Below are 13,784 nucleotides of genomic sequence, written 5' to 3'. Positions count from 1 at the left end.
CCGGCGCGGCTGACGGGGCGGCCATGCGGCATTTCGACCATGTGGACGCCGCCCTCCGCAAGCACCTGTTCTACCGGCATCCGCGGCCGTTCGACCGGCACGACGACCCGGCGGTGCTCGCGGTGGCGCTCGGCGCGACCCTGTACACCCCGGCCACCAGGCCGTCCCTCGCCGACGACGTCGAGCGCGCGGCGCGGCGGGGCGTGATGAGCATGGTCGTCTGCCTGGAGGACGCCATCGCCGACGACGAGGTGGGCGCCGGGGAGGCGAACCTCGTGGCGCAGTTCCGGACGCTGCACGGGCGCGGCTCGGCGGCGCGCGGCGAGGCGCCGCTGCTGTTCGTCCGGGTCCGCGACCCCCGCCAGGTCGGCGCCCTGCTCGACCGGCTCGGCGACGCTGCGGGCCTGGTGTCCGGGTTCGTCCTGCCGAAGTTCACGGCCGCTTCTGGTGGAGCGTTCCTCGACGCGATAGCGGACGCGTCCGCCCGCACCGGCCTCCGGCTCCTCGCGATGCCGGTGATCGAGAGCCCGGAGGCGGTGTACGCGGAGACGCGCACGGAGATGCTGAACGACGTGGCGCGGCTGCTCGCCAAGCACCGGCGGCGGATCCTCGCCGTCCGGATCGGGGCGACCGACATGTCCGCGGCGTACGGGCTGCGCCGCCCGCCCGACCTGACGATCTACGACATCCGGCCGGTCGCGGGCGTGATCTGCGACGTGGTGAACATCCTCGGCCGCGCGGACGGCACCGGCTATGTCGTCACCGGCCCCGTCTGGGAGTACTTCTCGGCGGGGGAGCGGATGTTCAAGCCGCAACTCCGGCAGTCGCCGTTCGACGCGCTGCGGGCGGCGCCGCTGCGGCAGCGGCTCATCACGTCCGACCTGGACGGCCTGATCCGCGAGGTGCACCTCGACAAGGCGAACGGCCTCACCGGCAAGACCGTCATCCATCCGAGCCACGTGGCGGCCGTGCACGCCCTGTCGGTGGTCACGCACGAGGAGTACTGCGACGCGGCCGACATCCTGGGCGTCGCCGGGGGAGGGGCGATGGCCAGCTCGTACGCGAACAAGATGAACGAGGCGAAGCCGCACCGCGCGTGGGCGCAGCGGCTGATGCTGCGCGCCCGCGTGTTCGGGGTGGCGGCGGAGGGCGTCACGTTCGTCGAGCTGCTCGACGCGGCGGACAGCCGATGACGCGCTCGCGGGGGACGTGGGTGGCGGCGCGGCTCGGCGTGCGGCTCGCGGACGGGACGCGTCCCGCGGGCGTCGGGCTCGCCGACCTGGTCGGGCTGGCGGTGCGGCGCAATCCGAAGCGCGCGCATCTGCTGGTCTCGGAGGTGCTGGGCAAGCACGTCCCGACCGATCCGAGGCTGGTGTACGGATCTGGGCTGCTGCTCGGGGAGCTTGTGCGCGCGCGCCTGCGCGGGGACGAGCCCTCCCGTCCGGACGGTCTGTTGGCTGAGGCTTTGGAAGGCGTGCCAGGCGCAGCCGCCCGGCTGCGTGACCGTTTGAGGGCGCCGCAGGAGCCGGTGGACGCGATCGTCCTCGGATATGCGGAGACCGCCACCGCTCTGGGGCATTCGGTCGCGGACGCTCTGGGCGGCGCCTACTACCTGCACTCCACGCGGCGTCCGGTCGCGGGCTTCACGACCTACGGGGGGTTCGAGGAGGAGCACAGCCACGCCACGAGCCACCTTCTCCTCCCCGCCGCCCCGGCCGCGTTCGACCGTGACGGGCCGGTCGTGCTGGTGGACGACGAGCTGTCCACCGGTCGCACTGTGCTGAACACCATCGAGGCGTTGCACGCGGTTCGTCCGCGAAGGCACTACGTCCTCGCGGCCTTGGTCGACCTGCGCGGCCCGTCCGATCGCGCGCGGATGGACGAATTCGCCGCCCGGCTTGGTACGCGCATCGATGTGGTGGCGTTGGCAGGCGGTCACGTGGAGCTTCCGGAGGGCGTCCTCGAAGCGGGCAAGGGACTTGTCGAAGACCTCTCCGCCGCGGGCGTGACGCCGCTGCCCGCGCGGGAGTCTCCCGTGTCCAGGGCCGGGCTGGGCTGGCCCGCCGGGCTCCCGGACGGCGGACGCCACGGCTTCCTCCCCGAACACCGCCGGATCCTGGAGAAGGAGCTGCCGCGCATGGCCGACGCGATCGCGACCGGGCTCGGACCGGACGCCTCGCGGGTGCTCGTGCTCGGCTTCGAGGAGCTGATGTACGCGCCGCTGCGCCTCGCGGAGGCGCTCGCCGACGCCCTGCCCGCCGCGGACGTCCGGTACTCGACCACCACGCGGTCGCCCGTCCTCGCCGTCGACGACCCCGGCTACGCGATCAGGACGCGCCTCGCCTTCCCCGCCCACGACGACCCCGCCGACGGCCCAGGGGAACGCTACGCCTACAACGTCGCCCCGCCGCGCGGCGAGGACGGCTTCGACCGGATCGTCCTCGTCGTGGACGACCCGAGCGATACCCCCGCGCTCGCCACCGGGCTGCTGGCCCGGTTGCGGACGCTGGCTCCGGTGCTGGTCGCGACCGTCCCGGCCCGGAGGCGCGCGTGAAGCCGCTGTACGGGCCGTCCTTCGGCAGCTACCCGCCTGAGGACGTGGCGTGGCTCCTCAAGGACCTCTCGCACGCCCGCCTCGAAGCGCCGACCGAGGAGCGGGAGGCGGCGATCCAGGCGGGCCGCGCCCACTACGCCGAGTCGCTGCCGGTCGAGTACCAGCCGGGCCCCGAGTACCGGCGGCTGTTCCGGGAGGCCCTGGAGGCGTCCGCCGAACGGCTCGCGTACGCGGCGGGCCTGGTCACCGAGATGATCCTCGCCGAGCGCGGGCCGGGGGCCGTCCTCGTGTCGCTGGCGCGGGCCGGGACACCGGTCGGGATCCTGCTGCGCCGCTGGGCGCGGTTCGCGCACGGGCTCGACCTCCCGCACTACGCGGTCAGCATCGTGCGCGGGCGCGGCATCGACACCGTGGCGCTGCGATATCTGGCCGGGCGCCACGACCCGTCCGCCGTGATGTTCGTGGACGGCTGGACGGGCAAGGGCGCGATCACCCGCGAGCTGACCGCCGCGCTGGCCGGGGGCCCGTTCCCGTCCGACCTCGCGGTGCTGGCCGACCCGGGCCGCTGCGCGCCGCTGTACGGGACGCGCGACGACTTCCTGATCCCGTCCGCGTGCCTCAACTCAACGGTGTCCGGCCTGGTCAGCCGGACGGTCCTGAACGGCGACCTGATCGGCCCCGGCGACTTCCACGGCGCGAAGTTCTACGCCGACCTGGCCGCCGACGACGTGTCCGCGCTGTTCCTCGACACGGTCTGCGCCCGCTTCGGCGACGTCGCCGAACGGGTCGCGAAGGACCTCCCCGGCCTGCGCGCCGCCGACCGGACGCCCGACTGGTCCGGGTGGGCGGCCGTCCGCCGCTGCGCGAGCGCCGAGGGCATCGACGACCTGAACCTCGTCAAGCCGGGGATCGGGGAGACGACGCGGGTGCTGCTGCGCCGCGTCCCGTGGAAGGTGCTCGTCCGGGACGACGCGGGCCCCGAGGTCACGCACATCAGGCTGCTGGCCGGGGAGCGCGGGGTGCCGGTCGTCGAGGTCGAGCCCGGACGCTTCCCCTATGCGTGCATGGGCTTCATCCACCCCCGGTTCGGGAAGGGGGCGGCGCAGTGACCGTCCTGGTGTGCTCGGACCTCGACCGCACGCTCATCTACTCCGCCGCCGCCTTCCACCTCCGCGGGCCGGACGAGACGATGCCGCGCCTGCTGTGCGTGGAGTTCTACCAGGGCGCGCCGCTCTCCTACCTCACCGAGACGGCCGCGCGCACGCTGGAGGCGCTGGCGGAGGCGGCGACGTTCGTCCCGTCCACGACGCGGACACCCGAGCAGTACCGGCGCGTGCGCCTGCTGGAGAAGCCGTCCCCGTACGCCATCTGCGCGAACGGCGGCCACCTCCTCGTGGACGGCGAGGACGACCCGGAATGGGCGGCGGCCGTGCGGCGGCGCGTGGCCTCCGAGTGCGCGCCGCTGGCCGAGGTCGAACGCCACCTCGTGGACGTGAGCGGCGACTTCGTCCTGAAGCGGCGCAGCGCGTCCGGCCTGTTCGCCTACACGGTCGTCGACCGGGCGGCCCTCCCGTCCGGCTGGGCGGACGACCTGACCGGCTGGTGCGCGGAGCGCGGCTGGCGCACGTCCCTGCAAGGCCGCAAGGTCTACTGCCTGCCCACCGGACTCACCAAGGCCGCCGCGGCGGCGGAGGTCGCCCGCCGCGCGGGCGCGTCCCTCACCCTCGCCGCCGGGGACTCGCTCCTCGATGTCGAACTGCTCGAAGCGGCCGACGCGTCGGTCCGTCCCGCGCACGGCGAACTCCATGACAGCGGATGGACGTCGCCGGTCACGGCGGTCACCGCCGCGCGCGGCATCGCCGCCGGTCAGGAGATCACCGGCTGGCTCCTGGAACGCGCCGTCGCAGCGTAAGGCCGGGATGTAAATATTCACGCTCCCGGCGGCGCTCGCGTTGACAAGCGACAGCCCCCAAAGGGTCGCAGCGGCCGCGTTCTGAGGTGACAATCACGGTGAACCCCGCGCGCTGAGGAGGAGGTCAACCTGACCACATGAGCTCTCGTCTGACAGGCGACGAGACCGCGCTGTGGAAGGCCGCGGCCAGGGTCCTCGACGCGAACTGGACCGGGACGTCCACCGCGGCGTCCCCGGGCCTCTACCCGCACCAGTGGAGCTGGGACTCGGCGTTCATCAGCATGGGCCTCGCCCGCCACCGCCGCGACCGCGCCGAGGCCGAACTGCTCTCGCTGTTCCGCGGCCAGTGGGCGGACGGGATGCTCCCGCACATCGTGTTCAACACGAGCCTCGCCCGGCACGCCTTCTTCCCCGGCCCCGAACTGTGGCGCAGCGAGCGCCAGCCCGGCGCGCCGCGCGGCGTCCTCACCTCCGGCCTCACCCAGCCGCCGCTGCACGCCCTCACCGCGCTCCGCCTGCACGAATGCGCCCCCGACAGGGAGAGCAGCCGGGCGTTCCTCGCCCGCCTCTACCCGATGCTCGCCGCGCAGCACCGCTACCTCGCCCGCTGCCGCGACGTCGGATCGAGCGGACTCGTCGCCATCTGCCACCCGTGGGAGTCGGGGCTCGACAACAGCCCCGCGTGGGACCGTCCGCTCGCCGCGCTGCGGCTCCCGCCGTCCGCGTACGCGCCCGCGCAGCGTCCCCACACCCTCCCGACCGGGGAGGACTACGACCGCTACGTCCGGCTCGTCGCCCTGCTCCGGGACGCCGGATACCACCCGGGCTACCTGCGCGACGCGCACCCGTTCGTGGTCGAGGACCCGCTCGTCAACGCCGTGTACCTGGCGTCCACCCACGCGCTCGCCGAGATCGCGGGGATCGTCGGCGCGGACCCCGTCCCGCACCTCGAGTGCGCGGGGCGCGTCCACCACGCCATCCTCGACCGGCTCTGGGACGCCGACACCGGCTGCTTCCGCCCCCGCGACCTGCGCGACGACCGGCTGCTGCCCGTCGTCACCGTCGGCGCGTTCGGGCCCCTGCTGGACCCGGAGCTGCCCGCGCCGATCGTCCGGAACCTCGTCGACCTGCTGCTGTCCGCGCGGTTCGCGGGCGCCGCCGGATACCCCGTCCCGACCTGCGACATCCAGGCGCCCGCGTTCGACCGGGGCGGCTACTGGCGCGGCCCCACCTGGATCAGCACGAACTGGCTCGTCTGGTACGGCGCGCTCGGCCACGACCTCCCCGTCGTCGCGGACCTGCTGTACGGGGCGACGATGCGGCTCGTCCGGCAGTCCGGCTTCCGGGAGTTCTTCGACCCGTTCGACGGGACGGGCCGCGGCAGCCACGACTACGCCTGGTCGGCGGCGCTCGTCCTCGACCTGCTGGGAGCCCGCCGCGCGCCGCAGGCGGCGTGAATCGCCTACCGTGGGGGCATGCGCCTACTCCGGGGCCCCCTGCCCGCCGAGGTCCGCGACAAGCTCGCGCTGGAGCGGCGCGAACGCGTCCTCTCCGCCGCCCCCACGCGCGGCGGTTCGCACGTGGCCGCCACCACGACCGCCCTCCACCTGCCGACCGCGGAGGGCGGGTTCACGCGGGTGCCGTGGGAGCGCGTCGACCACGCGCAGTGGAAGGACGGGTGGCTCCACGTCCAGGAGACGTCGGGGGGCGCCGAACACCACGTCCGCCTCACCGAACCGGGCACAGTGCCCGAGACCGTGCGGGAGCGCGTGACCGCCACCGTCGTCGTCAGCCAACAGGCCGTACTGCCGGGCGGCGGCAAAGTACGCATCGCCGGACGGCGCCCCGCCACGGGCGGCGACGTCCGCTGGACGTTCGTGTTCGACGCCGGGCTGGACCCCGACGACCCCGGCCTACGCGCGCAGGCCGAGCAGATCCTGCACGACCTGCGCCGTCAAACCGGCCTCTAGCCCGGATAGACGCCGGGCTGCTGCTCGTCCGCCGGCTTGCGCCCCGGCAGCTGCTCGGGCACCCGATCCTTCAGGTGCCCGGCCTTGTCGCGCGCGGCCCCGGCGAACACCTCGCCCTTGGCCCGCAGCTTCCCGGCCGCCTCCTGCACGTTCGGGTTCTCCGACACCTGCTGCGACAGCCGCTTGATCTGCTCGTACCGCTCGCGCCCGGCCTTGGTGCCGAGGACGTACCCGAGCGCGGCCCCTGCCATGAACATTGTGCGAGCTTTCATGTCCCTGCTCCCGATGACGGCGGAATCGTGCCCACCCCTATACCCGCCAAGTCGGCACCCACCCGTGACGTGGCGCGAATAACGGATGCGCGAACAGCGCGGCACATGCGCTAACCTAGACCCGCCGCCGGGCCTCCAGCGCCCGGCACGCACCCGATCCCGCGTAGCTCAATTGGCAGAGCAGCCGGCTGTTAACCGGCAGGTTACTGGTTCGAGTCCAGTCGCGGGAGCCGAGGCGTCGAGATGTGCTCATCGAGCTTCGCTCGCTTTCGCCGGGGCCCGCAGTGTCTTCCCGGGGGCGACCCCGGGCCCCGATGTGGGGCTCCCGCCCCACGCCCCTCTTTTGGCCGCATCGATCGGCGTTCTTCCGTCCCTCTGCCTCGCTAAAAGTCGTCTCCACGGGGTGGCGTGGTGGCGTCAGACGTGCAGCTTGCCGAAGACAGGGATCCGTATCGGTGGATCTGCTCTCGGGTGAAGCCTTCCGGCAGGGCGCGGGGGTGGAGGGGCCGGTCTCAGTTTCGTCGTCGGCGGCGTCGGTGTTGTTTTCTGCGGGTGCTTTGGGTTGGTAGGGCGAGGAGGAAGGTGGTGCCTTCCTCGGGGGTCGTGGTAACTGAGAGCGTTCCGCCGTGGGTGTGGGCGATCCAGCGGGCGATGGTGAGGCCTAGGCCGGTCGATCCTGATCCGCTGTGGAAGCGGGTGAAGATTGTTTCGGCGATGTCGGGCGGGATGCCGGGGCCTCGGTCGGCTACGGTGACCTGGCCTTCGGCGACGGTGACGGTGACCTGGGCGGGTTCGCCTGGGGCGTGCCCGTGTCGCAGGGCGTTGTCGATCAGGTTGCCGACGGCTCTGCGCAGCAGGTCCGGGTCGCCGGGGACCACGCTCGGCCGGAGGTCGGCGTCCGGCCGTTCCTTCCCGGGATACTCGTCGAGGACGCTCTCGACGAGCTGGTCGAGGCGGAGCGGCTCCGGCGCGAACCGCTCGACGCCGGCGACGAGCCGGGCCCGGACGAGGAGCCCGTCGATGAGGCCGCTCATCCGTTCCGCCAGCCGCACGGTGCGGGGGAGCAGCTCCGCCCGCTGGGCAGGGTCGGCGCGGGCCGTCTCGGCGAGGACGCGCAGCGCGGCGAGCGGCGAGCGCAGGTCGTGCGCCGCGTCGGCGAGGAGCGTCTCCTGCTGCTCCAGCGCCGTGACGACGGGCCGCATCGCCGGACGCGCGAGGGCGTGCCCGGCCAGCCCGGCGAGGGCGAGCAGGGCCGCGCAGCCGAGGCCGGTCAGCAGGATCGTCCGCCGGTGCGCCGCCTCCAGGTCCGCCGTGCGGGCGACGGCGATGACCGCGCCGCCCCAGGCGCCGGCGTCGTCGTCCCAGATCAGCTCCATGGAGACGCGCAGCGGGGTGCCGCCGGGCGTGCTGATCGTCCGCGGCTGCGAGTACTCGGTCTCGTGCCGCATGGCCTCGGCGGCCTCGCGGTTCAGCCGCCGCTCCAGCGCCGGGCGGTCGAGCGGGCCGCACGCGCCGCGGCTCCAGTGCGCGGGGAACGGCGCGGCCGAGCCCGGCACCACCACGAACCCCGGGCAGCGGGCGTGCAGGTCGTCGGCCTCGATCTCGTCGAACGCGATCCGGCCGCGGTCGAAGTAGGCGAGCCGGGTCTCGGACGCGCTGACGCGGCGCAGTGCGTCGTCGAGGCGCTGGCGGCGGGACGACCCGTCCGCCCACCCGATGGTGACCGCGAGGACCGCCAGCGCCGGGACGAACATCGCCGTGAAGATCAGGGTGAGCCGCCGCCGCAGCCGCCGCAGCCGGGCGCTCGCGGTGGGCGGGGCCGCCGCGCGGCTCACGTCAGCCGGTACCCGGCGCCGCGGACCGTCGCGATCGGCGGCGGGTCGCCGAGCTTGCGCCGCAGGCCCGCGACCGCCACGTCGACGACGTTGGACATGGGCTCGGCCATCGCGTCCCAGCAGTGCTCGATGAGGACGTCGCGGCCGACGACCGCGCCTTCGTGGATCATGAGCTGTTCGAGGACGGCGAACTCCTTGCCCGTCAGCGTCAGCAGCACCCCGGCGCGCCGGGCCTCGCGGCGCGCGGTGTCGAGTTCGATCCCGGCATGCCGCAGGACCGGCGGCCGGACGACCCGGCCGCGCCTGCACAGGTTCCGGACGCGGGCGATCAGCTCGGCGATCGCGAACGGCTTCACCAGGTAGTCGTCGCCGCCGTGCTCGAAGCCGTCCACGCGGTCGGCCGTGGAGTCGCGCGCGGTCAGGAACAGGACCGCGAGCGTCCATCCGGCGTCGCGGCGCCGCCGGACGTAGCCGAGCGCGTCACCGGCGGGCAGGATCCGGTCGAACACCGCGCAGTCGTAGTCGTTGACCGCCAGCGCCTCGTCGGCTTCGGGCAGGTCGGGGGCGGTGTCGACGGCGAGCCCCGCCGAGCGGAGCGCGCCCTCCACACCGCGGCGCAGGTCGGCGTCGTCCTCGACGACAAGCACACGCATCGCGGTAACGTAATCGCACAGGTAAACGGGCGCAAGCCATGGTTCGGGCGCGGTCGCTTCATCAAGCCCTCATGTTGGTTCTCCTAGCGTCTCCCGCATGAAGGGGATCATTCTCAATGCGGCGGCGGGAGTGTCGCTTCTCGCAATAGGCGCCGCGATGGCGCTGACCGTCACACTGGACGCGGATCGTCAGGAGCCTGGAGAGTCCTACCCCGTGGGGTGCGAACGAGCCGGTAACGCTTTCTACGAGGAAAACCCGGTCTATCGCGATCCCAGGTCGACAGAGTGGCGTCGCGGGAGTGCGGCAGGTCAGGGTCTGAACTCCTCCCGGCTCAACCTGGGCGCCGACGAGGTCTCGCGGAACGACTCCGCGCTCAGCCTCCTCGTGGTCCGCCACGGCGAACTGGTCATGGAACGCTATTTCCACGGGGTTGGACGCCAGGACTCGGCGAACATCCATTCCGCGTCGAAGAGCATCCTGCGCATTCTGCTGGGAATCGCCATCGACGCCGGTTACCGGGTCCACGGACGACCGCTCACCCTCGACACCCGGGTGGCCGACGTCCTGCCGGAATACTTCTCCGACGACGAGCCGGGCAAGCGCGACATCACACTTCGCCACCTGGTGGAGATGTCCGCCGGGCTGGAATGGAGCGAGGACGAGACCGAAGAACAGATCCAGACCAGACCCGACTGGACGGCCGCCATCCTCGGCCGCGAGATGGAGACCGAACGGCCAGGCCAGAGGTTCCTCTACAGCACGGGCCTGACGCACGTGCTGGCGACCGTCCTCACCCGGGTCACCGGACAGAGCCTGTGGGACTTCGCCCGCGCCCGCCTTTTCGGGCCGCTCGGGATAACGCCCGAACATTGGGGACGAGACCCGCAGGGAATCTGTTCCGGCGGCTACAACCTGTATCTCACCCCGCGCGAACTGGCACGGTTCGGCCAACTGCTGCTGCGCGATGGCGTGTGGAACGGCCGGCGAATCGTTTCCGCATCGACGATCATGGAAGCGCGACGCAAGGTCTGGCGGGATCCGGAGGAGGGCAACTGGTACGGCCAGTTGTTCCGCGTCAACACGATCAAGGGCGTCGACGTATTCTATGCCGAAGGTCACGGCGGCCAGTTCGTCTACCTGCTGCCCGACGAGGACATCGTCCTCGTGCTCACGGCCGCCACGGCGGCACCGTATGGAGACGACTACTACGACGCGAACCTCTACGTCAGAAGGTGGCTCATCCCCGCGATCATCGACCGAAGTTGACCCGCCAGTCTGTTGGGGTTCGCAGGGCGGTGACGTTTAGGAGGAGGTTTGGGGACCCTGGGCCGGGGTCGGGTATGGCGTTGCGCTGGGCCGCGTTGACAAGTGCGTTGCGTGCTTCCTGTGGTGTTGCGGTCGGGTGGGTCTCCAGGTAGATGGCTAGTGCCCCGGCTGCGTGGGGGGTGGCCATTGAGGTGCCGCCTAGGATTGTGGAGCCCGTGTCGGATTGGTAGTCCGCGGAGGTGATTTCGCCGCCTGGGGCGAACAGGTCCAGGCAAGGGCCGAAGTTGGAGAAGGCGGATACCCAGTCGCCCTCGTCTGTCGAGCCGAGTGTGACCGCCTCGGGGACGTCGGAGGGGGCGTCGCAGCCGTTTCGGGAATCGTTTCCAGCGGCTATGGCGAATTGGATTCCCGCGCGGATGGCGTTTCTGGTTGCCTCTCGGAAGGCCTGTGGCTCGGGGTTGGGCGGGTCGGAGCCGATGCTCATGTTGCCGACGGCCGGTTTCTGGGCGTTCTTCACCACCCATTCCAGGCCCTGGATGGCGTAGCGGTCGGGGGAGTAGCCGTCGCAGTCGAGGACGCGCACCGCGACGATTCTTACGTTCTTGGCCACGCCGTACTCCTTGCCCCCTACTGTGCCCGCGACGTGGGTGCCGTGCCCGTGGCAGTCTTGCGCGGTCGTGTCCTTGTCGACGAAGTCGTAGCCGTTGACCGCCCTGCCCTCGAATGTGCGGTGGCTGATTCGGACGCCGGTGTCCAGGACGTAGACACTGACGCCGGTTCCGGTGCCTGGGTAGTTGTAGGCGCGGTCTTGTTTGCCGTCTACGCGGTCCGTTCCCCAGGACGGGGGATTGGGCTGGGTGCCGCCTTCTTCTATGTGGACCATGACCGACTTTTGTACGTATCGCACTGTCGGGTCTGCGGCCAGGCGCCGGGCCTGGCGCGCGGTCATGTCGGCGGCGAAGCCGCGGAGTACGGCGCTGAAGACGGCTTGGACGGAGCCGCCGTAGCGGTGAGTCAGGTCGGCCGCATCGGCGGCCACCGGGGCGTCGGCTCCGGGGGCCAGGGACGTCGCGCCCTTCAGGGCCACGATGTACTGGCCGTCGACCGCGCTGGGCGAGTCCGCGTTGATGACGGCGCCCTCGGCGGCGGCGTGCGCGGGAGCGCCGAGGATGCCGAGGCTTAGGAGTACGGCGACCGCGAAGAGGGCCGGGCGCTGTTGTTTTCGGGGTGTGCCGATCGTTCGCGGCATGGGAGCCTCCGTGTCCGCGGCGCGGACGGCGGGGAGCCGCGCCGCCGGGGCCACCACGGTAGGGTTCCGGCTCACAGCGAACAATCCGACAAAACTGACTAAAAGGGATGTCGTGTCCGGCAGGTTCTTCTGCTTCCCGTGCTTGGACGGCAGCGGTCCCTAGCTGATCAACAGGACGAGCTTTCCCCGCGTTCCGCCGTGTTCGCCCAGCCGGTGTGCCTCGGCGACCTTGGCGAGGGGGAACGCCTGGTTGGCCGGAGGCGAGAAGCGTCCGGACTCGATCAGGGCGCCTATCTCGCTGATCGCGTGGACGGCGCGGCCCGCGTCGCCGGAGCTGAACCTCACCCCGTGCTCTCGGGCGCCTCCGAAGTCGGCGAGCGTGACGACGCGGGCGGCGCTGCCCGTCAGGGCGATGAGCTCGGGCAGTATCCCGCTTCCGGCGACGTCCAGTGCGAGGTCGACTCCGTCCGGCGCTAGCGCGCGCACCCGGTCGGTCAGGCCCTCGCCGTAGGTGACGGGGTCCGCGCCCAGTGAGCGGAGGTAGTCGTGGTTGGACGGGCTCGCCGTGCCGATCACGCTTGCCCCGCGCGCCACGGCGAGTTGGACGGCCGCCCCGCCCACGCTCCCGGACGCGCCGTTCACGAGCAGGCGGGTGCCGGGTCCCACGCCGAGTTGGTCCAGCGCGCGGGTCGCCGTCTCGACGGCCGCCGGGAGCGCGGCGGCGGTGGCGAAGTCGAGCGACGGCGGGATCGGCGCGTAGAAGGACAGCACCGCCAGCTCCGCCTGCGCCGCGCCCTGAGAAGAGAGGCCGAAGACGCGGTCGCCGACGGCCACGTCCGCGACGCCCTCGCCAAGCTCGTCCACGATCCCGGCGGCCTCATAGCCCAGGGTTTGCGGGAGTTCGTCGTCCATCACTCCCTGGCGCTTCTTCCAGTCGCTCGGGTTGACCCCGGCCGCGCGCACCGCGATCCGGACCTCGCCGGGGCCCGGACGCGGATCGGGCAGATCGACGATCTCCAGAACCTCCGGACCCCCGAACCGGCTGAAACCGACCGCCTTCATCCTTCGCTCCGATCCTGGCCTGGACACCCGCGTACCCGCACATCATGTCCCGCTGGAAAGCGCCTGATGCGATCGTTTGCGATGGACGTTGCGCAGTAATGGGATTTCTTCCCGTCCGGCCGCCGAGTGAGGGGAGCGGAGAACGCGGCGCGGCTCCAGCATCGGGGGATCACCGTCGTCCACGACATCGGGCAGCACGACGGCCACCCGTACTTCGTGATGGAGTTGCTCGACGGCACCGACTTCGCCGCGGTTCTGGCCGCCAGCCCGGGCGGCCTGCCCGTCGTGCGGGTGCTGGAGACGGGTGCCGCGGTCGCCGAGACGCTCGCCTACGCGCACGGCCGGGGCGTCGTGCACCGCGACGTCAAGCCCGCCAACCTCATGGCGACCGCGGGCGGCGTGAAAATCTGCGACTTCGGGATCTCCCGGTCCGCGGAGGCGGCGGGCGAGCTCACCGCGCCGGGAAGCATGCTCGGCACGCCGGACTACATGGCGCTTGAGCAGTACGAAGGACGCCCCGCCGACGCCCGCACCGACCTGTACGCCTTCGGATGCACCCTCTACGCGCTGCTGGCCGGACGTCCGCCCTTCGAAGGCCCGACGATGCCCGCGCTGATGCGGCAGCACCTCACCATTGATGCGCCGCCGCCGTCCGCGATGTGGCGGCTCCCGGCTTCTCGCCCGGAATGCCTCCTCCTCCGCCCGCGCCGCGGAATCCGGGACGGCGCGCGTTCCTGGTCGGCGGGCTGGTCCTCGCGGGCGGTGCGGCCGTCGCGGGCGGCGTGCTGGTGGCCATGGACCCGTTCGGGTCCGAGTCGACGAAGGTCCTCGAAGGCCACACCAAGGACGTCGAGGCGGTCGCGTTCAGCCCGGACGGGAAGACTCTCGGCACCGGGCACGTCGACCACAAGGTCCGCCTCTGGAAGGTGCGCTGATAGGGGTCTGAGCCTCCGCTCCAATGGTCCGCAGGGGTGGGACGCCGCGAACCCGGACGGGTCTCCTGTTGGCAC

Annotated in this window: 13 protein-coding genes, 1 tRNA gene and 1 pseudogene; 10 read left to right on the top strand and 5 right to left on the bottom strand. The window is 72.1% G+C overall.

What is annotated here, in order from left to right:
* Positions 1 to 23: 23 nt before the first annotated feature.
* The 6 genes from FXF68_RS20815 to FXF68_RS20795 all read left to right on the top strand — a co-directional run bounded on the left by FXF68_RS20815 (position 24) and on the right by FXF68_RS20795 (position 6,436).
* Positions 24 to 1,193 (top strand): HpcH/HpaI aldolase/citrate lyase family protein, encoded by a 1,170-nt coding sequence (locus FXF68_RS20815; RefSeq protein WP_148761695.1) that lies wholly within the window; start codon positions 24 to 26, stop codon positions 1,191 to 1,193.
* Positions 1,190 to 2,554 carry a phosphoribosyltransferase family protein gene (locus tag FXF68_RS42475; RefSeq protein WP_187438025.1) on the top strand — a complete coding sequence of 455 codons (1,365 nt, stop codon included), beginning with the start codon at positions 1,190 to 1,192 and terminating at the stop codon, positions 2,552 to 2,554. The genes FXF68_RS20815 and FXF68_RS42475 overlap by 4 nt, the downstream gene beginning before the upstream one ends.
* The gene (locus FXF68_RS42470) at positions 2,551 to 3,663 is read left to right on the top strand and encodes a cysteine protease StiP family protein (protein ID WP_187438024.1); all 1,113 of its coding nucleotides are present in this window, start codon (positions 2,551 to 2,553) and stop codon (positions 3,661 to 3,663) included. The genes FXF68_RS42475 and FXF68_RS42470 overlap by 4 nt, the downstream gene beginning before the upstream one ends.
* A complete protein-coding gene (locus FXF68_RS20805; protein ID WP_148761693.1) occupies positions 3,660 to 4,466 on the top strand; it encodes an HAD family hydrolase in 807 nt (268 codons plus the stop codon). The genes FXF68_RS42470 and FXF68_RS20805 overlap by 4 nt, the downstream gene beginning before the upstream one ends.
* A gap of 137 nt (positions 4,467 to 4,603) precedes the next feature.
* The gene (locus tag FXF68_RS20800; RefSeq protein WP_148761691.1) at positions 4,604 to 5,923 is read left to right on the top strand and encodes an MGH1-like glycoside hydrolase domain-containing protein; all 1,320 of its coding nucleotides are present in this window, start codon (positions 4,604 to 4,606) and stop codon (positions 5,921 to 5,923) included.
* An 18-nt stretch (positions 5,924 to 5,941) separates the two neighbouring features.
* Positions 5,942 to 6,436, top strand: a complete 495-nt coding sequence (locus FXF68_RS20795) for a hypothetical protein (RefSeq protein ID WP_148761689.1) — start codon at positions 5,942 to 5,944, stop codon at positions 6,434 to 6,436.
* Here the strand turns inward: FXF68_RS20795 and FXF68_RS20790 are convergent.
* Positions 6,433 to 6,708, bottom strand: coding sequence for a YtxH domain-containing protein (locus FXF68_RS20790; protein ID WP_148761687.1), 276 nt, complete (start codon positions 6,706 to 6,708; stop codon positions 6,433 to 6,435). The two genes, FXF68_RS20795 and FXF68_RS20790, sit on opposite strands and share 4 nt — an antisense overlap.
* A 157-nt stretch (positions 6,709 to 6,865) precedes the next feature.
* On the opposite strand from FXF68_RS20790, the gene FXF68_RS20785 reads away from it, so the two are divergent.
* A tRNA-Asn gene (locus tag FXF68_RS20785) sits at positions 6,866 to 6,938 on the top strand.
* Positions 6,939 to 7,220: 282 nt separating this feature from the next.
* On the opposite strand, the gene FXF68_RS20780 is transcribed toward FXF68_RS20785, so the two are convergent.
* Positions 7,221 to 8,543: a sensor histidine kinase gene (locus tag FXF68_RS20780; protein ID WP_148761685.1), complete on the bottom strand. Its 1,323-nt coding sequence runs from the start codon at positions 8,541 to 8,543 to the stop codon at positions 7,221 to 7,223.
* Positions 8,540 to 9,196 carry a winged helix-turn-helix domain-containing protein gene (locus FXF68_RS20775; protein WP_148761683.1) on the bottom strand — a complete coding sequence of 219 codons (657 nt, stop codon included), beginning with the start codon at positions 9,194 to 9,196 and terminating at the stop codon, positions 8,540 to 8,542. Before FXF68_RS20775 ends, FXF68_RS20780 begins: the two co-directional genes overlap by 4 nt.
* Before the next feature lie 97 nt (positions 9,197 to 9,293).
* On the opposite strand from FXF68_RS20775, the gene FXF68_RS20770 reads away from it, so the two are divergent.
* The gene (locus FXF68_RS20770; protein ID WP_148761681.1) at positions 9,294 to 10,463 is read left to right on the top strand and encodes a serine hydrolase domain-containing protein; all 1,170 of its coding nucleotides are present in this window, start codon (positions 9,294 to 9,296) and stop codon (positions 10,461 to 10,463) included.
* Here the strand turns inward: FXF68_RS20770 and FXF68_RS20765 are convergent.
* Positions 10,447 to 11,712 carry a S8 family peptidase gene (locus FXF68_RS20765; RefSeq protein ID WP_148761679.1) on the bottom strand — a complete coding sequence of 422 codons (1,266 nt, stop codon included), beginning with the start codon at positions 11,710 to 11,712 and terminating at the stop codon, positions 10,447 to 10,449. The two genes, FXF68_RS20770 and FXF68_RS20765, sit on opposite strands and share 17 nt — an antisense overlap.
* Before the next feature lie 159 nt (positions 11,713 to 11,871).
* Complete coding sequence (locus FXF68_RS20760) at positions 11,872 to 12,774, bottom strand: NADP-dependent oxidoreductase (protein ID WP_148761677.1); 903 nt, start codon at positions 12,772 to 12,774, stop codon at positions 11,872 to 11,874.
* Between the two features lie 126 nt (positions 12,775 to 12,900).
* Here FXF68_RS20760 and FXF68_RS44790 point away from each other — a divergent pair.
* Positions 12,901 to 13,326: pseudogene (locus FXF68_RS44790) on the top strand (serine/threonine-protein kinase); the annotation flags it as partial.
* A gap of 134 nt (positions 13,327 to 13,460) precedes the next feature.
* Positions 13,461 to 13,709 carry a WD40 repeat domain-containing protein gene (locus FXF68_RS20750; protein WP_148761675.1) on the top strand — a complete coding sequence of 83 codons (249 nt, stop codon included), beginning with the start codon at positions 13,461 to 13,463 and terminating at the stop codon, positions 13,707 to 13,709.
* The last annotated feature ends 75 nt before the right edge of the window (positions 13,710 to 13,784 follow it).

This window comes from Actinomadura decatromicini (assembly GCF_008121305.1).
GTDB lineage: Bacteria > Actinomycetota > Actinomycetes > Streptosporangiales > Streptosporangiaceae > Spirillospora > Spirillospora syzygii.
This window is presented reverse-complemented; position numbering and strand designations above follow the sequence as displayed.

Bases quoted from the DNA above. Each gene is read 5' to 3' on its own strand.
- FXF68_RS20775 (WP_148761683.1), bottom strand. From the start codon at position 9,196: ATGCGTGTGCTTGTCGTCGAGGACGACGCCGACCTGCGCCGCGGTGTG.
- FXF68_RS20795 (WP_148761689.1), top strand. From the start codon at position 5,942: ATGCGCCTACTCCGGGGCCCCCTGCCCGCCGAGGTCCGCGACAAGCTC.
- FXF68_RS20760 (WP_148761677.1), bottom strand. From the start codon at position 12,774: ATGAAGGCGGTCGGTTTCAGCCGGTTCGGGGGTCCGGAGGTTCTGGAG.
- FXF68_RS20815 (WP_148761695.1), top strand. From the start codon at position 24: ATGCGGCATTTCGACCATGTGGACGCCGCCCTCCGCAAGCACCTGTTC.
- FXF68_RS20770 (WP_148761681.1), top strand. From the start codon at position 9,294: ATGAAGGGGATCATTCTCAATGCGGCGGCGGGAGTGTCGCTTCTCGCA.
- FXF68_RS20800 (WP_148761691.1), top strand. From the start codon at position 4,604: ATGAGCTCTCGTCTGACAGGCGACGAGACCGCGCTGTGGAAGGCCGCG.
- FXF68_RS20750 (WP_148761675.1), top strand. From the start codon at position 13,461: ATGCCTCCTCCTCCGCCCGCGCCGCGGAATCCGGGACGGCGCGCGTTC.
- FXF68_RS42475 (WP_187438025.1), top strand. From the start codon at position 1,190: ATGACGCGCTCGCGGGGGACGTGGGTGGCGGCGCGGCTCGGCGTGCGG.
- FXF68_RS20765 (WP_148761679.1), bottom strand. From the start codon at position 11,712: ATGCCGCGAACGATCGGCACACCCCGAAAACAACAGCGCCCGGCCCTC.
- FXF68_RS20790 (WP_148761687.1), bottom strand. From the start codon at position 6,708: ATGAAAGCTCGCACAATGTTCATGGCAGGGGCCGCGCTCGGGTACGTC.